Origin of the sequence: Dechloromonas denitrificans, from assembly GCF_001551835.1 — a bacterium.
GTDB lineage: Bacteria > Pseudomonadota > Gammaproteobacteria > Burkholderiales > Rhodocyclaceae > Azonexus > Azonexus denitrificans.
This window is the reverse complement of record NZ_LODL01000035.1, coordinates 662,886-679,443: the sequence shown is the minus strand read 5'-3', so window position 1 is coordinate 679,443 and position 16,558 is coordinate 662,886. Positions and strand designations below refer to the sequence as shown.

Genomic DNA, 16,558 nt, shown 5'->3' with positions numbered 1-16,558 from the left:
ACTTAATACTGCCCGGCCAGGCGGAACTGGCTGGGTGGCGTGCCGGTTCGCTTGGTGAAGAAGCGGGAGAAATAGGCCGGGTCGGCGAAGCCGAGCTGGTAGCTGATTTCGCTGACCGGCACCGCCGAGTAGCGCAGCAGGCGGCGAGCTTCCTGCAGCAGGCGCTCATGGACGACCTCTTTCGACGGCCGTTCGGCCATCCGCCGGCAGATGTCGTTGAGCCGGGCTTCGGTAATCAGCAGCCGGCCGGCGTATTCGCTCAGCGTCAGGTGGTCGCGGAAATGCGCCTCGACCAGATCACAGAAATTGAGAAAGAGGCGCAAATCCTCGCTGCGTTCAGGGCGCTGCGCCGCCGTCGGCTCATGGGCGAGCAGTAGGCGGCTGAGATGGATGAAGACACATTCGCCCAACGCCTGCAGCAATGCGGAATGCCCCTTGGCATCGCGCTCGAATTCGCGCTGCAACAGTTCGACGGTTTGGACCAGCGCCGAAAAATCGGCCGCGCTCTCGGCCGGCAGGCTGTCCAGTTCAAAAAAAGCCGCCTCGCGCAGCAGCGCATCCGGCCATTGACCGGGCATCGCCCGATACCAGCCGCGGACGACCTCCTGGCGAACGGTCAGCACATGGCCGTCGGTATCTTCTTCGGAGTAGAAGGAATGCGGAATGGTCGGCGGCGTGAAGATCAGCAGCGGTGCCTTGCCACCGTAGACCCGGCCATCGAGATTCAGGCTGATGCTGCCGCGCAGCAGCAGGTGGATCTGGAAAAAACAGTAGTGGCGATGCGGCGGCGTGTTGCGGCCGAAAAACTCGGCCAGGCGGCCGAAGGTTTCGTAGTGGATTTCGCATTCCGGATCACGCTGATCGTAAACCCGACCAATGTGAATATCCGGAATTGCCTGAACGGGTGCGGCCGCCATGTTGTCCATCCAATCCAAACCACGAAACCGCCAGTTTACATCGTCTTGCCCCGCCCTACTTCTGGCCGGCCAGTTCGCGGGCGGCGGCAGCCAGTTTCTTGCCGTCCAGCCCCTTCTCGCCAACCTGCTTGATCCACTCCTGTTCAACACCGGCGGTCGCCTTCTTCATCGCTTCCATGTCGGCGGCGCTGAATTCGTTGATCTTGTTGCCTCGGGCCAGCACTTTCTTGTGGGCCGTCAGGTTTTCTTCATCCCAGACCTTGCCGAAGGACTCGGAAAGTACGGCCCCGCTGTTCTTGTCGATGATCGCCTTGAGATCGGCCGGCAGGGCATCGAACTTCTGCTTGTTCATCAGCACCATCAGCACCGTCGTGGACGGAAAAGCCTGTCCGGCCGGCGGCTGGACGTGAAACTTGGCGACTTCGTCAAGCTTGGTCGGCAGCACGACTTCCCAGGCGCCCATCGCACCATCGACGACGCCCTTGGCAATCGCTTCCGTGACCTGAGCCGGCGGCATGGCGACCGGACTGCCGCCCAGTGCGGCCAGCGTCTTGGCACCGAGACGGGTCGAGGTGCGCAGCTTGAGGCCTTTCCAGTCGGCCGCCGTCTTGATTTCGGTCTTGCCGGTATGCGTCGCCTGGCCGCCATCGGTCATGAAGGCCAGCACCTTGAAAGCGGAGAATTCGGACTGGGCGTTTTGCTGGTAATACTTCCACATGGCGCGGTTGCCGGAAGTGGCATTGCTGACCATGAAGGGCAGTTCGAAAGCCTCGATCGCCGGGAAGCGCCCGGCCGAATAACCCGGCGCCGTCCACACGATATCGGCGACGCCGTTCTTGACCTGATCGACCAGCTGGGCCGGCGTGCCGCCCAGTTGCATGGCCGGGTACATCTGGCAGGCGATACGCCCGGCCGACTCCTTCTTCAGCGTCTCGCACCACGGCTGCAGCACCTTCTGCTGCGCCGGCGCGGCGGGCGGCAGGAAGTGGGCGACTTTCAGGGTCACTTCCTGGGCCAGAAGCGGGGTGGACAAGGCAAGGGCACCGACGGCCAGGGCAAAGCGAGCAATCACGATTTTCTCCGCGAACTTATTTACTAATATATTATCAATGTAATCACTAACATATTAAGCAGTCAACTGGTATCATTGCTGCAAACCGAATGCCATAATTTGCACATCCAGCCCACCTGACTGGAGGAATCGTCCCTATGTCCCGCAAGCTAGCCTACCGAAACCTGCCCCAACTCTTCCTGAAAGCCCGCGAAGAGCTGCTCTGCCATTTCCGCCCCATCATCAGCCATTTCGGGCTGACCGAACAGCAGTGGCGGATTCTGCGCACGCTGAGCGAAATGGAGCAACTGGAACCGCGTGAAATCTGCGAGCTGTGCCACATCCTCAGCCCAAGCATGACCGGTGTGCTGTCGCGGATGGAGGAAATGGGACTGGTCACCCGCACCCGCGTCCCCGAAGACCAGCGCCGAGTCATCGTCCGCCTGACCCGCAAGAGCGAACAGCTCGTCGCCGAACTGGGGCCGCTGATCGAAGCCCAGTACCGGGTCATCGAACAGGCTTTCGGGCCGGAACTGATCCGCCAGCTTTACGAAGTCATGGACAAGGTGATCGTCGCCGAGCGCGGCCCCATCCCGCGCGTCGCGCTGCCCGAGAAAAAAGACTGGGCCAACCTGCAGTTTTGACCCACCCCGGCCGGCCCGAACTTACTGGCCGGCAGCTACTCCAAGCATTACACCCGGCTGGCGACGCCGTCGCCGCTGTGGCCTGCCAAGGAGTAGCGCATGGAAACCCCTGTTCATAACCTGAGCATGCTTTTTGCCCAGCTCGGCAAAGCCGACGATGCGCCGGCCATTGCCCGCTTCATCGAAACCTGGCGCCCGCTGGCCAGCAATGTGCTGCTGCATGAAGCCAGCTTCTGGACACCGGCTCAGGCCACTTTCCTGTGCGAAGCGATTCTTCAGGATGCCGACTGGGCCGAGGTCGTCGACGAACTGAACGTCGAGTTGCACGCCGCCGTACACTAGGCAGCCGCCAGCATGACCCGCCCGGAAAAGGATGCCTTCGGCGAAATCAGTGTTCCCGCCGACCGGCTGTGGGGGGCCCAGACCCAGCGTTCGCTCGAGCATTTCGCCATTTCCAGCGAGCGGATGCCGGATGAATTGATCCAGGCGCTGGCCGAAGTCAAACTGGCCTGTGCCCGGGTCAATCAGGAACTCGGCCTGCTGCCGGCCGCCAAGGCCGAGGCCATCGTCACTGCCGCCGAAGAAGTGGCGGAAGGCCGGCATGCCGATGAATTCCCGCTCGTCGTCTGGCAAACCGGTTCCGGCACGCAGACCAACATGAACCTCAACGAGGTGCTGGCCAATCGCGCCTCGGAATTGCTCGGCGGCGAGCGCGGCAGCCAGCGCCTGGTGCACCCCAATGACGAGGTCAATCTCGGCCAATCGTCGAACGACATTTTCCCGACCGCGATGCACGTCGCCGCCGTCATCGGCCTGACCCGCCGGGTACTGCCCGCCCTTTGCCGACTGACCAGCCGGCTGGAGGAAAAGTCGGTCGAATTCGCCGACATCATCAAGATCGGCCGCACCCATTTGCAGGACGCGACGCCGCTCTCCCTGGGCCAGGAATTCTCCGGCTACGTCGCCCAGTTGCAGCATGCCGAAGCGGTCATCACCGCCAGCCTGCCCTCGCTTTACCCGCTCGCCGTCGGCGGCACCGCGGTCGGCACCGGCCTCAACACCCACCCTGAATTCGCCACCCGGGTCACCGCCGAACTGACCGCCGGCAGCGGCCTGCCCTTCACCAGCGCCAGCAACAAGTTCGCCGCACTGGCCGCCCACGACGGCCTGGTCGCCGCCCACGGCGCACTGAAGACGCTGGCCGTGGCGCTGATGAAAATCGCCAACGATGTCCGCTGGCTGGCCTCCGGCCCGCGTTCCGGCCTCGGCGAAATCAGCATCCCGGAAAACGAGCCGGGCAGCTCGATCATGCCCGGCAAGGTCAACCCGACCCAGTGCGAGGCGCTGACCATGCTCTGCTGCCAGGTCATGGGCAACGATGTCGCAATCGGCATCGGCGGCGCCTCCGGCAATTTCGAACTGAATGTCTTCAAGCCGCTGCTCGCCCACAACTTCCTGCAGAGCGTCCGGCTACTGGCCGACGGCATGGAAAGCTTCGAACGCCATTGCGTGCGCGGCATCGCTGCCAACCGGCCGCGCATCGCCGAACTGATGGAGCGCTCGCTGATGCTGGTCACCGCCCTGACCCCGCACATCGGCTACGACAAGGCAGCCGAAATCGCCAAGTACGCCAACCGCGAGAACTGCAGCCTGAAACAGGCGGCGCTGGCGCTGGCCTACGTCAGTGCGGACGACTATGAACGCTGGGTCAGACCGGAAGACATGCTGCATCCGGCGCCCTGAGTCCGGCCAGCCGCCCACACCGATAGCTGCGGTCGACTGCCGAAAACAGGGCATTCTCAGCCGGCGAACCGGCCTCGCCTCAGTGCGCCGCGATCACTCCGCAGGCAACACGCTTGCCGGAGTTGCCGGCCGGCTGCGACTTGTAGTCGTCCGGGTCGGCATGCACCACGATGCTGCGCCCGACCACGCCGGTTGCGCCGCTCAGGCTGAGCCCCGTCACCTCGGCGCTGTATTTCGCCTCGCCCTGGGCATTGGCCAGCAGGTTGGGCAGGTCACCACCGTGCCGTTCACTACCGCCGTGATGACCGTGCGCCTTGCCGGCCGGGTTGAAATGGCCCTTGGCCGAGCTCGCATCCGCTGCGCTGCAATCGCCCGCTTCATGGACGTGGAAACCATGCTCGCCCGGCGTCAAGCCGGCCACCTTGGCCTCGACCCGCAACTTGCCGTCGACTTCGCTGAAGCGAACGCCACCGGACACCGTGCTGCCGGAGCGGGCCTGCAGTTCGGCCATGGCCGAGGGGCCGCCGAGGGAACTTGCACAACCGCCGAGCAGGACAGCGGCGCAAGCGCTGAGAACGAAAACGGAACGATTTTTCATGGTTTCTCCCAGGGAAAGAACAGCAGCGTCACCAAAATGACGACGAGCTATTGGATGACCGGCCGCGGCGGCAAACGTTCCACGCCACGGACATATTCTTTTATAACCAAAGAAACTAACAAGATGCGTACATGTTCTTAAAACAATATTAAGGCCTTGCTACAATGCGGACCATTCCACATCCATCCTTGGATTCCCCTGCAATGACCCAAACGACTCAACGCGCGACACTGAGCCACCTCGACTGGCTCGAAGCCGAAGCCATCCACATCATGCGCGAAGTGGCCGGCCAGTGTTCCAACCCGGTGCTGCTCTTCTCCGGCGGCAAGGACTCGATCTGCATGCTGCGCCTGGCCGAAAAGGCCTTCCGCCCGGGCAAGTTTCCCTTCCCGCTGATGCACATCGACACTGGCCACAACTACAAGGAAGTGGTCGCCTTCCGCGACAAGCGGGCCGCCGAGCTGGGCGAGCGTTTGATCGTGCGCTCCGTCGAAGACTCCATGGCACGCGGCACCGTCGTGCTGAAGCATGAAGGTGAATCGCGCAACAAGCACCAGTCGGTGACGCTGCTCGAAGCCATCGAGGAATTCGGCTTCGACGCCTGCATCGGCGGCGCCCGCCGCGACGAGGAAAAAGCCCGCGCCAAGGAACGCATCTTCAGCTTCCGCGACGAGTTCGGCCAGTGGGACCCGAAGAACCAGCGCCCGGAACTGTGGAGCCTGTACAACGCCCGCAGCCACAAGGGCGAGAACATTCGCGCCTTCCCGATCTCGAACTGGACGGAAATGGACGTCTGGCAATACATCGAGCGCGAAGGCCTCGAGCTGCCGTCGATCTACTTCGCCCACACCCGCCCGGTCGTCATGCGCCAGGGCGCCATCGTGCCGGTCAACGTGCCGCTCGTCTCCGGCGACGTCGCCAACCCGGTCAAGGCCGGTGAAGAAATCATCGACCTGCAGGTGCGCTTCCGCACCGTCGGCGACATTTCCTGCACCGCCCCGGTCGAGTCAGATGCCGACACCGTTGCGAAGATCGTCTTCGAAACCGCCACCACCACCATCACCGAGCGCGGCGCTACCCGCCTGGACGACCAGACCAGCGACGCCTCCATGGAACAACGCAAGAAAGAGGGTTACTTCTGATGACCGCCCAAGTTGAAGACCACGGCCTGCTCCGCTTCCTGACCTGCGGCAGCGTCGATGACGGCAAGAGCACCCTGATCGGCCGCCTGCTGTTCGACACCAAGACCATCCTCGCCGACACGCTGTCGGCCATCGCCAAGACCTCGGAAAAGCGCGGCCTCGGCGCCGTCGACCTGTCGCTGCTCACCGACGGCCTGCAGGCCGAGCGCGAGCAGGGCATCACGATTGACGTCGCCTATCGCTATTTCTCGACCGGCACGCGCAAGTACATCATCGCCGACGCCCCGGGCCACGAGCAGTACACCCGCAACATGGTGACCGCCGCCTCGACCGCCAACCTCGCCATCATCCTGATCGACGCGCGCAAGGGCGTGCTGACGCAGACCCGGCGTCACTCCAAGCTCGCTGCACTGGTCGGTATTCCGCACCTGATCGTCGCCATCAACAAGATGGACCTCGTCGACTATTCGCAGGAAACCTACGAGCGGATCAAGGCCGAATACCTCGAATTCGCCGCCAAGGTCGGCATCGAGGACATCCGCTTCATCCCGTTGTCGGCCCTGAACGGCGACATGATCGTCGACCGGGGTGACAGCCTGAACTGGTACGACGGCCCGACCCTGCTCGACATGCTCGAAGCCGCCCCGGCCGCCCACACCGAGCACACCGAGAAATTCCGTTTTCCGGTCCAGTACGTCTGTCGACCGCAGGACTCGGCCAATCCGGAGCTGCACGACTACCGCGGCTTCATGGGCCGCGTCGAAGCCGGCTCGATCAAGGTCGGTGATGCCGTCACCGTCTTGCCCTCTGGCCGCGAGTCGACCGTCAAAGCCGTGCAAATCGGTGGCGTCGATATCGGCGAAGCCTTCACCGAACAATCGATCACCCTGCTGCTTGCCGATGAAATCGACACCTCGCGCGGCGACATGATCGTCAAGTCGAACGAAGTGCCGGCCGCCGTCAAGCAGATCGAAGCCACCGTCTGCTGGATGGCCGAAGCCCCGATGGACCGCGCCCGCACCTACCTGATCCGTCACACGACGCGCGACTCGAAGGCCAAGCTGGCCGCCATCGACCATCGTCTGGATGTGAACACGCTGGAAAAAGTCCCGGCCGAGAAGCTGGCGATGAACGACATCGCCCAGGTCACCTTCAAGCTGGCCCAGCCGCTGTTTGCTGACCCTTACCTGGAAAACCGCGGCACCGGCGCTTTCATCATCATCGACGAAAGCAGCAACAACACGGTCGGGGCCGGGATGATTCTGTAAGCAAGACTCCTGCGGTCAACCGCAAAAAACGGCCAAAAATCAAAACGCCTCCGAGATGGAGGCGTTTTCACATTGATTCGATCTCCATCAATGGAGTTGGCGTTCTTTCAATAGCGCGACGACCGACTCGAAATCCTCTTTAGTTCCCACCCGACGAGCTTTCTGGTTTTGCATGAAAGTCCGCCACTCCTCATAGTATTCAAGAAGCTCGCAGGCCATCGCCAGTGGCGTCTGACCTGCCGCATTTTCAACAGCAGCCAATCTGGGAAACTCATCCAGAATCAAGCGCAGACCATCTGTCCAGCCAAAGCGTACAGCGGTGTGAGCGACAGTATTGGCTTCGCCCTCGCTCACTTTGGCAACATCGGGATTGTTCGCCAGAATGGCCTCGACACATACTAGCGAACGCCCCGCGACCGCTGAATGCAAAGGCGTGCGGCCAAGGTAGTCCCGGGCATCGATATCTGATAGCGACGCCAACAACCGAACCAGTTCAACATCGCCATGATTCGCCGCCAACATCAATGGCGTCTGCCCTTTGAAATCGGCAATGTTGGCTTGCTTTGGCCAGCTTTCAAGCAACAAGCGAATCGATTCCCGACGATTCCGCATGTGCTGTTCCACCTTGGGAAGCTCGCCTTGCAAATGGCCCGGCGTCATGGCACGGAGCATAGGTAACTTGAGTTCAAATTCATTTAGGAATTTCAGCGACTGCATCAGAACACTACTCCGGCGCGCATCCTTGAGGTCGTCGTCGTGGAATGCCTTTTTGTTTTTCTCCATCCACGCCTTGAAGGCACCCCAATCCCCGTTTTGAATCAGACCAAAGGTTTCCTTGATAGCGGCAACCAAATTCGCCTTGCCTACGGCATCCATGGGATCAAGTCCCGGATAGGGTCGATAGAGTGTCGACCAGAAAAACTCTTCGCACTCAGTCGCGGCGTCTTCAAACGACGGCACGCCATTCTGGAATTCCATGAAATGCAGCATGTTCCTGTAGTACGGCTCGTGATTCCTTTTATTCAATGCCATCCGCACAATGGCGGTAGCAAACCCATCTTGTGCAATCTCACCACGCGATCCACCAAATGACCGTTCGGAACAAGCCGCCAGCGCAGCCTTGAAATCCTGCTCGGCATCGGCAATGCGGTTCTCGAACAACGCATGTTTTGCACTCAACCTCAGCATCGGCGCTTTCCACATCTCCCATGCCTCTTTATCCGCCGCTGCCGTATCCAGTTGCTGCTGAACCTGCAAGCGCACATCTTTCGGCCACGAACGAGTCTCTCCGTTCAACAAGTACCCCAGTTTTAGCAACCTGAAACTCCCGCGCTCCAAAGGGGTTATTGACACCTCGGCCAGGCGATTCAGCGCCATCTGGCGAATGTTTTCGCTCAAGCTCTCCGATTGCGCAAATTGACTCAGCACCCAGAAACTTTCTTCGGCCTGCAACGCCCGGTAAGGCGATGCCGCCTTGACCCGCTGGAGGAGCATTTCAACCCGCTTATCCTCGTCAAGCTCATTCTGAATACGCTCAATCCTGGGGCCCCATACCGCTTCGAGATCCCCCTCATTCACCGGAAGGATGTCTTCCAGCCCTCGCTCTGGCGTAAGCGACAGAAAACGCCGAGTCAAACGCTCAGCAAGGAGGTGAACCCTGTCTTCCCAATCGATAGATGACAGAATCGGCAATAGCAAATCGTAGCTATCCCAAGGCGCAAACTGTTTCTCGAACCAAGCGTCTTGTTCGGCCTCTGTATCGCCTTGATGCCGCGCCTGAATCGTCTTGTTGTAGATCGATTCGAATAAGGCGATCAATTGCAGCACTTTATTCTGCTTCGGATCATGCTCGTCTTCGGGCTTCAAATCAGGGCAAAGAAACTTGACGAGCTCTTGATAGCCCGCCTGCATCAAACGCGCCACCCGCAGGCGCTGGCGAATGGTTGCCATCGACGGAGTGGAATACCGAGTGTTCACATGCCGGACGAAGGCCGCTTTTTCATCATCGGTTGCAGTTTTCTCAAAAACAGGAGGCAGGCGCTCCGGTGACATCGGAATTTGGGCACTCAACTGCTCGACATTCAGCCCCTTGCGGTCGACGACAAAGTTGAGCGCATTTTCAAACTGCACGTCTGGCGACAAGACATAGAAAAGATCGAACACCCCATTAAAAGACAGCGTCGCATCATCAGGAAAAACCTGCTCTATCTGCTCTGCACTTTTTGGCAGGCCATCCTCCCGCCAGTAGCGCAAGGTTTTAACTGCGGATTCATCTCTCCCAGATTTTTCGTCTTGCTCGCGCAAAAACTGCCTACCGACGGCACTACCAAGCGAGTCAATCGAGGGTGTTTCAAGCAATTTCAACAACCAATCCAACACCTTGGGTACTGGCAATTTGACTTTGCCGCCTTCAGCATCCGCCGTTGGCAAAAACCAGAATTCCCCACCCGGCATCCCCGCATCAATTGGCGGCAAATCATGTTCGATATTGGCTAATGACCAGAATGCGACATTTCGCGCCCACATCGGCACATGCACGGAAGCCAGCAGTTGCCAAAGCACTTGCTGCTGACTGGCATTTCCTGTCCAAGTCCGCAACTCAAGGGCTTTCAATATTCCCGCAAGTTTCCCAACGAAATACTCCGCATCGCTTTGTGCCCGCTCATCAAGCTCCAAAGCCTGGTAAATGCCGGTCAAATCATCGGTATCCAACTTTTTGCCCCGTAACAACTGCTGTACACGGTTGACATGTCCATCGACCTCCATCTTGTAGCCGGTAAATAGCCTTCTGTTAGGCAATGCCTTGAGGCCAAGCCGAGCATGAACTTCTGTCAGGATTTCTTCAAAGGATGCGAGCGCCGCCATGATTTTTCTCGCGTAATGAATGACGAATCAATTAAACCATCTGCCTATAAAAACCCGAAGGAAAGATCGCGAACACACCTATTTTCCGCCTGAGCCATTCTAAAAAACGGTGTGTTCGCGATCTTTCCGTGTCTTTCCCCGTGCCATTTTGAATACTGAGCGCTATCGAAAGCAGATTGCATTCGATGCCGTTTCAGAAATTCCTCAAGCTGAAACGGATTATCGAGAGGAAATTCACAGGAGAAAGACCATGACCACCTATCTCAAAAACGGCCCCAGCAAAACCGGCAACCCATCCGGCCCCGGTCGCGGCAACAACCCACCCGCCCCCAAAAAGTAAGCAAGCCTAAGCACGGGCGCTCCCCACGGAGCGCCCGTCGCAAAAACGCACCCGCCAGAAAGGCCAAACCGATGTTCAAAAAACTGATCGCCGCCCTGCTCTCCCTGTCTGTGCTCACGCTAAACGCCTGCGGCACACCCGGCCCGAAATACCGCAACGTCCGTTCCTACAGCGAAGGCCTCGCCCCTGTTCAAACCCAAGGCGGACGCTGGGGATTCGTCAATGAACGGCAGGAATGGGTGATCCAGCCGAAATTCGAAGACGCCGGGGAGTTTCAGGGTGGCAAGGCCGCCGTTCGCCAGAACGGCAAATGGGGTTTCATCAACAAGCGGGGGGAATGGCTGTGACTTACCACGGCACCCAATCCGGCGAACTGGTCATCAACTGGCATGTGACCGAAGCTTGCAATTACCGTTGTCGCTACTGCTATTCGAAATGGCACGCTGAGGGCAGCAGGAAGGAATTGATTCATTCGCCGAAAGCCAGCGCCGCCATGCTGGCAGAAATATATCGCCATTTCTCGCCGGACAACCGACTGAACCAAGCTCGGCTGGGCATGCAATGGGATTCGGTACGACTCAGCCTGGCCGGCGGAGAACCCTTGCTTTATAGCCGGGAAATCGTTGGCATCGTTGCCCAAGCCAGAGAGCTTGGCTTCAAGGTTTCACTGATTACAAACGGTAGCCGCTTGACTCAGCCATTAATGACTGAACTTGCCCCGCAGCTTTCAATCCTCGGTCTAAGCTTTGATTCGGCGATAGCTTCGACCAACCGGGAAATCGGTCGGGCAGATAGACATGAGCAGATTCTCTCCCTGAGCGATCTGGCTATCGTCATTGAATCCGGACGGCACCTGAATCCGGCGTTGCGCATGAAGATCAACACCGTAGTCAACGCGCTTAATTTCACGGAAGACATGAGCCAACTGATTCAGCAACTCGCCCCGGACAAATGGAAGGTGCTGCGCATGTTGCCCACGATCACCAGTGACCTGGCCATTGCCGACCACGAATTTGCCGAATTTGTTACACGTCACAAGCGGCTTGGCGTGATCATGGCGGCAGAAGACAACAATGACATGGTTGAGTCGTACATCATGATTGACCCACACGGCCGGTTCTTCCAGAACTCATCCAGAGGAACTGGCTACCACTACAGCGATGAAATACTAAAGGTAGGCGCCGAAACGGCTTTTCGGGAGATTGGCTGGCAGCCCGATAAATTCCGCTTCAGATACCGGACATCGGTTAGCGAAACCATCGCATGAAGTACTGTTCAGCAAAAGAAATCGATCAGTTGATCAGGCGGCTCGTTCGAAAGGGGTGGTCATTCCGATGGGGCGGGAAGCACGGACGATTGCAATCCTCTGCTGGCAAAGTAAGCCTGAGCGTCCCATGCACACCAAGCGATAGAAGAGCCTTTTTGAATTTCAGACGCGACGTTCGACATGCGCTCGAATCCGGATGAAGATCGACAAAAGCAACAACACGGTCGGCGCCGGGATGATCCTCTGACCAGCCCTTCGGCAGTTCGCCCATGAAGAAGGCCCCGCCCTGCGGGGCCTTCTTCATTTCGGCTGTACGTACTGCCGGACCACCCGGATCAAGTCCTCGATCCGGATCGGTTTGGCGACATGATCGACCATGCCGGCCGCCAGGCATTTGTCGCGCTCTTCGTTAAAAGCATGCGCCGTCTGGGCAATGATCGGCAGATCGGGGGCCAGTTCGAGAATCCGCCGGGTCGCCTCGTAGCCATCCATCTCCGGCATCTGGATATCCATCAGCACGATATCGTAGGCATCGCGGCCATCCTGCACGATCCGCTCGACCGCCTCCCGGCCATTGACGGCCATCACCACCCGCGCCCCATCCTCAAGCAGGTTGTCCTCGATAACCATCCGGTTGATCAGGTCGTCCTCGGCAATCAGGAACGACAGCCCGGCCAGCGGCTTGGTTTCATCGGTCAGGGCGGGCAACGGTAAGGAAGGGGCGACGAAGGACGAGGCGACATAGGGCAGGCGCACTTCGACGGTAGTCCCGATTGCCAGCTGGCTGTGCACGCTGACCGAACCGTTCATTAGTTCGAGAATTCGCTTGCTGATCGCCAGGCCGAGACCGGTGCCGCCAAAGCGACGACTGGCCGAGGCATCCGCCTGTTGGAAGGGCGTGAACAGTTCGGCCAGTTGTTCGTTGTTCATGCCAATACCGGTGTCGATCACCCGGAAGACCAGTTCGTCGGCATCCAGTGAAGCGGTCAGCCTGACACTGCCGCTTTCGGTAAACTTGACGGCATTGGAGAGCAGGTTGAGCAGCACCTGACCCATGCGCAGCGGATCGCTGACGCAATAGCGCGGAAAATCGTCGGCGACCTCAAGGCGCAGATCGATCCCTTTCGCCTCGGCCCGGTCGCGCACCAGCTCGACGGCATGGCCGAGCACTTCGCTCAGCGTCACCGTCGCCTGCTCGATGCCGAGCTTGCCAGCCTCGATTTTCGAGAAATCGAGGACATCATTGATCACCCCGAGCAGGCGTTGACCGGAAGCCAGAATCTTGGCGAAGGCCTCACGGGCCTTTTCGCTGTTGTCGAAGTTGCGGAAACCGATTTGGGCAAAGCCGAGCACGCCATGCAAGGGGGTACGGATTTCGTGGCTCATGTTGGCCAGGAACTCACTGCGCACCCGAGCCAGGTTCTCGGCGGCGGCCAGCGCCTTTTCACGGGCCTGGGTCGCGGCGCGCTGCTCGCTGACATCGACGAAACTGGTGACCGCCCCGCTCACCCGATCATTCAGGAACATCGGATGGGTGGCATAGATGACCGGCACGGCATGGCCGTCGGCATGCCAATAAACCTCGTTGTCGACCCGGATTTTCTGGCCGAGATGCAAGGCGCTGTAACTCGGGCAAGCCTCGGCCGGATAGGGACTGCCATCCGGCCGGTGATGATGGAACAGCGTATGCGCCGACTGCCCGATGACGTCCGCCGGCTCGTAGCCCAGCGTGGCACAGGCGGCCGAATTGATGAAGGTAATGCACCCAGCATCATCGATCCCGTAGAGGCCGGCTGCACTGGAGTTCAGGATATGCGTCGCCTTGGCCTCGGTTTCGAGCAGGGCTGCGGTCCGTTGCGCCACCAGTTCTTCGAGATGGCGCCGGTGCTGTTCAAGTTCAGCTTCGTTCCGCTTGCGTTCGGAAATATCGCGGCCAACGACGAGCATGGCCTGACGACGCCCCTCGCCGTCGAACAGCGGCACCTTGGTAACATCGATGTCGATACGCCGACCATCGACGTAGTCAAGCCACTCCTCGCTGCGCTGCAGCGGGCTGCCGCTGGCCCAGGCCTCTTCGTCGCTGCGCTGGCAGGCATTCAGCGCGGAGATACCGAGTTCGGCGTCGGTCCTGCCCTGCCAGGGTTTGTCGGCGAGGCCGAAGATGCGCAGACAGACGTTATTGGCGACCAGCCAGCGCCCGCCTCCGTCCTTGAAGATGATGGCATCGGGCACCGCCTCGACCAGCGAACTCAACTGCGCTTCGCGCTCGGCCAGCAGCCGCTGCTTGCTGTCATTCCGGGCCAACTGACGCAACAGAACGCCCCCCAGAATCAGCGACAACAACAGGAAACCGCCGGCCATGAACGAGGTTTTGTAGACTTCGTCATACCAGTCGGCCAGCGCTTCGGCACTGGCCACCCCGACGATGGCGTACATCGGTGCCCGGGCCAGGCGCCGGAACGTGACGAAACGGTCGAAACCGTCGCCGCTGGCCGGGGTGTGGAAGGTATCAGCCGGTACCCCGGATTCGACCAGGCGGCGAAATTCCGGGGAAACCAGGGTATTGCCGATCTGGCCGGCCGGCTGGTCGAGAATCAGCGGGGCTCGGGTAATCAGGCCAAGCTCGGTATCGCGCAAACTAATGGCGCCCTGCGCCCCGACGTCATAGCGGGAGAGCAGGCGGGTGAAATGATCGAGCGAAATCGGCGCCGAGACGACGCCGGCAAAACGACCGTCCGGATAGTTGTAGCGCAGCGCAAAACCGACGATGTATTGTTTGGCAACCCGCCCCATCCGCGGCTTGGAAATCTGCACGGCCGGATCGGCATGCTGGCGGAGATAGATGAAGTAATCGCGGTCGGCCCAACTGGCAACCTCGCGCTTGCTGACGCCCTTGCCGAGGATGACCCGGCCGTCCGCATTGGCCACCCGGAATGCCTCGACCTCGGGCAAACGCCGCTCCTGACGCAGCAGAAAGGCATTCATCGCCAACTCGTCGATCCCCTTGCCCGCCGCCAGTTGCCGCTGCAGTTCATCGCCCACCGTGCGCAGGGCCAGTTCGATTTTTTCAATCGAACCGGAGACGGACTGATCGAGCGCATTGGCCGTGTTCTGGGTCAGCGCCTCGGCCCGCAACTGATATTGCTGCCGGCTTTGCACCAGCGAGTAGGCAGAGAGGCCCAGGACCACCACGTTGGAACAGAGCAGGCCGGCAATCAACAACCGGCGCAGATGTCGCGATGTTTTCCCCGCGATTGGATTCATCCCTCTCCCATCGATCAGCAGCGGCCGATTTGGCAATGGCGGCGATTCTACCTCTTTGCCGCGCCTCTGCGCCTGCCCTGCCCCTGCCGGGGAGCGATCCGGCCGGCAGGGGCAGGATTTCAGGGCCGATCACATGCCGAGGTAAGCGGCGCGCACCTGCTCGTTGCTGATCAATTCCTGGCCGGTGCCGGTCAAGGTGATGTGGCCGGTTTCCAGCACATAGCCGCGGTCGGCGATGGCCAGGGCGGCGAAGGCGTTCTGCTCGACCAGGAAGATGGTCATGCCCTGCGCTTTCAGCGTCTTGACGACATTGAAGACCTCTTCGACAAGCAGCGGCGCCAGGCCCATCGACGGTTCATCGAGTAGCAGCATTTTCGGCCGCCCCATCAATGCCCGGCCGATGGCCAGCATCTGCTGCTGGCCGCCGGACAGCGTACCGGCCGGCAAAGCCCGCTTTTCCTTGAGGATCGGGAACATTGCAAAGACCTTTTCAAGGTCGCCTTCGACCTGCCCTTTCGGCTGGGTGTAGGCGCCGAGCCGCAGGTTGTCCTCGATCGACAGCGGCCCGAAAACCTGCCGCCCTTCCGGACTCTGGCAGATGCCGCGCCGCATGCGCAGGTCGGAACGCAGGCCGGAGATATCCTCGCCGTCGAACGTGATGCGCCCGGCGCTCATCGGCTGGACGCCGGACAGCGTGCGCAGGAAAGTCGTCTTGCCGGCACCGTTGGCGCCAACCAAGGCGACCAGTTCGCCCTTGCGGACTTCGAGGTCGATGCCTTTCAGGGCCTTGATCCGGCCGTAGCAGCTTTCCATGCCGGACACCGAAAGCAGCACTTCGCCGGCCCCGGGCGAAGCGCCCGGCTGCAGTTCGCCGGCACTGTGCGCGCCGAGGCCGATCGACTCCGGCGCCAGGCTGGCGATGCGGTGGAACAGTTCGCGGAACTCGGCCTTGGCCTTCTCGCCGAACAGCGGATCGTCGTTGTCGAGAAAGGCGCGGTCGATGCCCGACCAGTCCTCGGCACTGAGCACCTGCCGGGCCAGCGGCATGGCGTCCTTTTCCTCGCTGCGGATGTGGCCGCGCAGGCTCTGCGTGTAGACGCGCAGCGCGGCGACGAACTCGGCATTGCCGACCGCCCCGCTCGCCGCTGCAGCCAGTTTGTCGCGCAGCGCCTTGAGGTTTTCCGGACCGTTGCGGTGCTCGGCCTGCAAGCGGTCGAGGATGGCCGCCGCCTCGGTGCTGCGCTGGCGCAGCACCGGGAACAGGTATTCGTCTTCCTTGGCGTGGTGGCAACCGTCCATGAACTCCTCGATGTAATCAAAAATGGCGTTGAAAAAGGCCGGATCGACCTTGCTGCCCGCCTCCGCCTCGTCGGCCACCATATCCATGGTGGTAGCGATGCGCCACAGGTTGCGATGTTCCTCGCTGATGATTCTGAGTGCTTCCATGTTCTTCCCCTGA

At 60.4% G+C, this 16,558-nt stretch carries 14 protein-coding genes; 7 read left to right on the top strand and 7 right to left on the bottom strand.

All coding sequences use genetic code 11. The annotated features are described in order from the left end of the window. Positions 1-2: 2 nt before the first annotated feature. Positions 3-917 carry a 4-hydroxyphenylacetate catabolism regulatory protein HpaA gene (gene hpaA / locus AT959_RS18065; RefSeq protein WP_066886498.1) on the bottom strand — a complete coding sequence of 305 codons (915 nt, stop codon included), beginning with the start codon at positions 915-917 and terminating at the stop codon, positions 3-5. Between the two features lie 55 nt (positions 918-972). Then, positions 973-1,989, bottom strand: coding sequence for a TRAP transporter substrate-binding protein (locus AT959_RS18060; protein WP_066886225.1), 1,017 nt, complete (start codon positions 1,987-1,989; stop codon positions 973-975). Positions 1,990-2,126: 137 nt separating this feature from the next. On the opposite strand from AT959_RS18060, the gene hpaR reads away from it, so the two are divergent. From hpaR to fumC, 3 genes are all read left to right on the top strand, one after another. Further along, on the top strand, positions 2,127-2,612 hold the full coding sequence (gene hpaR, locus AT959_RS18055; protein WP_066886221.1) for a homoprotocatechuate degradation operon regulator HpaR: 486 nt from the start codon (positions 2,127-2,129) through the stop codon (positions 2,610-2,612). A gap of 99 nt (positions 2,613-2,711) precedes the next feature. Further along, positions 2,712-2,954 (top strand): DUF2789 domain-containing protein, encoded by a 243-nt coding sequence (locus AT959_RS18050; protein ID WP_066886218.1) that lies wholly within the window; start codon positions 2,712-2,714, stop codon positions 2,952-2,954. A gap of 12 nt (positions 2,955-2,966) precedes the next feature. After that, positions 2,967-4,355 carry a class II fumarate hydratase gene (gene fumC, locus AT959_RS18045; RefSeq protein ID WP_066886215.1) on the top strand — a complete coding sequence of 463 codons (1,389 nt, stop codon included), beginning with the start codon at positions 2,967-2,969 and terminating at the stop codon, positions 4,353-4,355. Between the two features lie 79 nt (positions 4,356-4,434). Here the strand turns inward: fumC and AT959_RS18040 are convergent, their stop codons facing one another. Then, the gene (locus AT959_RS18040) at positions 4,435-4,953 is read right to left on the bottom strand and encodes a superoxide dismutase family protein (RefSeq protein ID WP_066886212.1); all 519 of its coding nucleotides are present in this window, start codon (positions 4,951-4,953) and stop codon (positions 4,435-4,437) included. 203 nt (positions 4,954-5,156) lie between these two features. Here AT959_RS18040 and cysD point away from each other — a divergent pair, with 203 nt between their 5' ends. Both cysD and cysN read left to right on the top strand, forming a co-directional pair. Further along, on the top strand, positions 5,157-6,095 hold the full coding sequence (gene cysD, locus AT959_RS18035; RefSeq protein WP_066886209.1) for a sulfate adenylyltransferase subunit CysD: 939 nt from the start codon (positions 5,157-5,159) through the stop codon (positions 6,093-6,095). Continuing rightward, positions 6,095-7,363 (top strand): sulfate adenylyltransferase subunit CysN, encoded by a 1,269-nt coding sequence (gene cysN, locus AT959_RS18030; RefSeq protein WP_066886206.1) that lies wholly within the window; start codon positions 6,095-6,097, stop codon positions 7,361-7,363. The genes cysD and cysN overlap by 1 nt, the downstream gene beginning before the upstream one ends. 87 nt (positions 7,364-7,450) lie before the next feature. On the opposite strand, the gene AT959_RS18025 is transcribed toward cysN, so the two are convergent. Next, complete coding sequence (locus AT959_RS18025; RefSeq protein ID WP_066886203.1) at positions 7,451-10,228, bottom strand: ankyrin repeat domain-containing protein; 2,778 nt, start codon at positions 10,226-10,228, stop codon at positions 7,451-7,453. Positions 10,229-10,639: 411 nt separating this feature from the next. Here AT959_RS18025 and AT959_RS18020 point away from each other — a divergent pair, with 411 nt between their 5' ends. Together AT959_RS18020 and AT959_RS18015 are read left to right on the top strand one after the other, a co-directional pair. Continuing rightward, positions 10,640-10,915 (top strand): WG repeat-containing protein, encoded by a 276-nt coding sequence (locus AT959_RS18020; RefSeq protein ID WP_066886196.1) that lies wholly within the window; start codon positions 10,640-10,642, stop codon positions 10,913-10,915. Continuing rightward, positions 10,906-11,835, top strand: coding sequence for a viperin family antiviral radical SAM protein (locus AT959_RS18015; RefSeq protein ID WP_066886193.1), 930 nt, complete (start codon positions 10,906-10,908; stop codon positions 11,833-11,835). Before AT959_RS18020 ends, AT959_RS18015 begins: the two co-directional genes overlap by 10 nt. Positions 11,836-11,860: 25 nt before the next feature. Here AT959_RS18015 and AT959_RS21290 read toward each other — a convergent pair whose 3' ends face one another. From AT959_RS21290 to AT959_RS22085, 3 genes are all read right to left on the bottom strand, one after another. After that, entirely contained in the window at positions 11,861-12,139 is a 279-nt protein-coding gene (locus tag AT959_RS21290) for a hypothetical protein (protein WP_157651351.1), read from the bottom strand. Then, positions 12,136-15,099 carry an ATP-binding protein gene (locus AT959_RS18010; RefSeq protein ID WP_083518474.1) on the bottom strand — a complete coding sequence of 988 codons (2,964 nt, stop codon included), beginning with the start codon at positions 15,097-15,099 and terminating at the stop codon, positions 12,136-12,138. Before AT959_RS18010 ends, AT959_RS21290 begins: the two co-directional genes overlap by 4 nt. 129 nt (positions 15,100-15,228) lie before the next feature. Next, positions 15,229-16,545 carry an ATP-binding cassette domain-containing protein gene (locus AT959_RS22085; RefSeq protein WP_083518473.1) on the bottom strand — a complete coding sequence of 439 codons (1,317 nt, stop codon included), beginning with the start codon at positions 16,543-16,545 and terminating at the stop codon, positions 15,229-15,231. Between the last annotated feature and the right edge of the window lie 13 nt (positions 16,546-16,558).

Excerpts from the sequence above, each read along its gene's own strand:
- hpaA (WP_066886498.1), bottom strand. The coding sequence starts at position 917 with ATGGCGGCCGCACCCGTTCAGGCAATTCCGGATATTCACATTGGTCGG.
- hpaR (WP_066886221.1), top strand. The coding sequence starts at position 2,127 with ATGTCCCGCAAGCTAGCCTACCGAAACCTGCCCCAACTCTTCCTGAAA.
- AT959_RS18050 (WP_066886218.1), top strand. The coding sequence starts at position 2,712 with ATGGAAACCCCTGTTCATAACCTGAGCATGCTTTTTGCCCAGCTCGGC.
- fumC (WP_066886215.1), top strand. The coding sequence starts at position 2,967 with ATGACCCGCCCGGAAAAGGATGCCTTCGGCGAAATCAGTGTTCCCGCC.
- AT959_RS18040 (WP_066886212.1), bottom strand. The coding sequence starts at position 4,953 with ATGAAAAATCGTTCCGTTTTCGTTCTCAGCGCTTGCGCCGCTGTCCTG.
- cysD (WP_066886209.1), top strand. The coding sequence starts at position 5,157 with ATGACCCAAACGACTCAACGCGCGACACTGAGCCACCTCGACTGGCTC.
- cysN (WP_066886206.1), top strand. The coding sequence starts at position 6,095 with ATGACCGCCCAAGTTGAAGACCACGGCCTGCTCCGCTTCCTGACCTGC.
- AT959_RS18025 (WP_066886203.1), bottom strand. The coding sequence starts at position 10,228 with ATGGCGGCGCTCGCATCCTTTGAAGAAATCCTGACAGAAGTTCATGCT.
- AT959_RS18020 (WP_066886196.1), top strand. The coding sequence starts at position 10,640 with ATGTTCAAAAAACTGATCGCCGCCCTGCTCTCCCTGTCTGTGCTCACG.
- AT959_RS18015 (WP_066886193.1), top strand. The coding sequence starts at position 10,906 with ATGGCTGTGACTTACCACGGCACCCAATCCGGCGAACTGGTCATCAAC.
- AT959_RS21290 (WP_157651351.1), bottom strand. The coding sequence starts at position 12,139 with ATGAAGAAGGCCCCGCAGGGCGGGGCCTTCTTCATGGGCGAACTGCCG.
- AT959_RS18010 (WP_083518474.1), bottom strand. The coding sequence starts at position 15,099 with ATGAATCCAATCGCGGGGAAAACATCGCGACATCTGCGCCGGTTGTTG.
- AT959_RS22085 (WP_083518473.1), bottom strand. The coding sequence starts at position 16,545 with ATGGAAGCACTCAGAATCATCAGCGAGGAACATCGCAACCTGTGGCGC.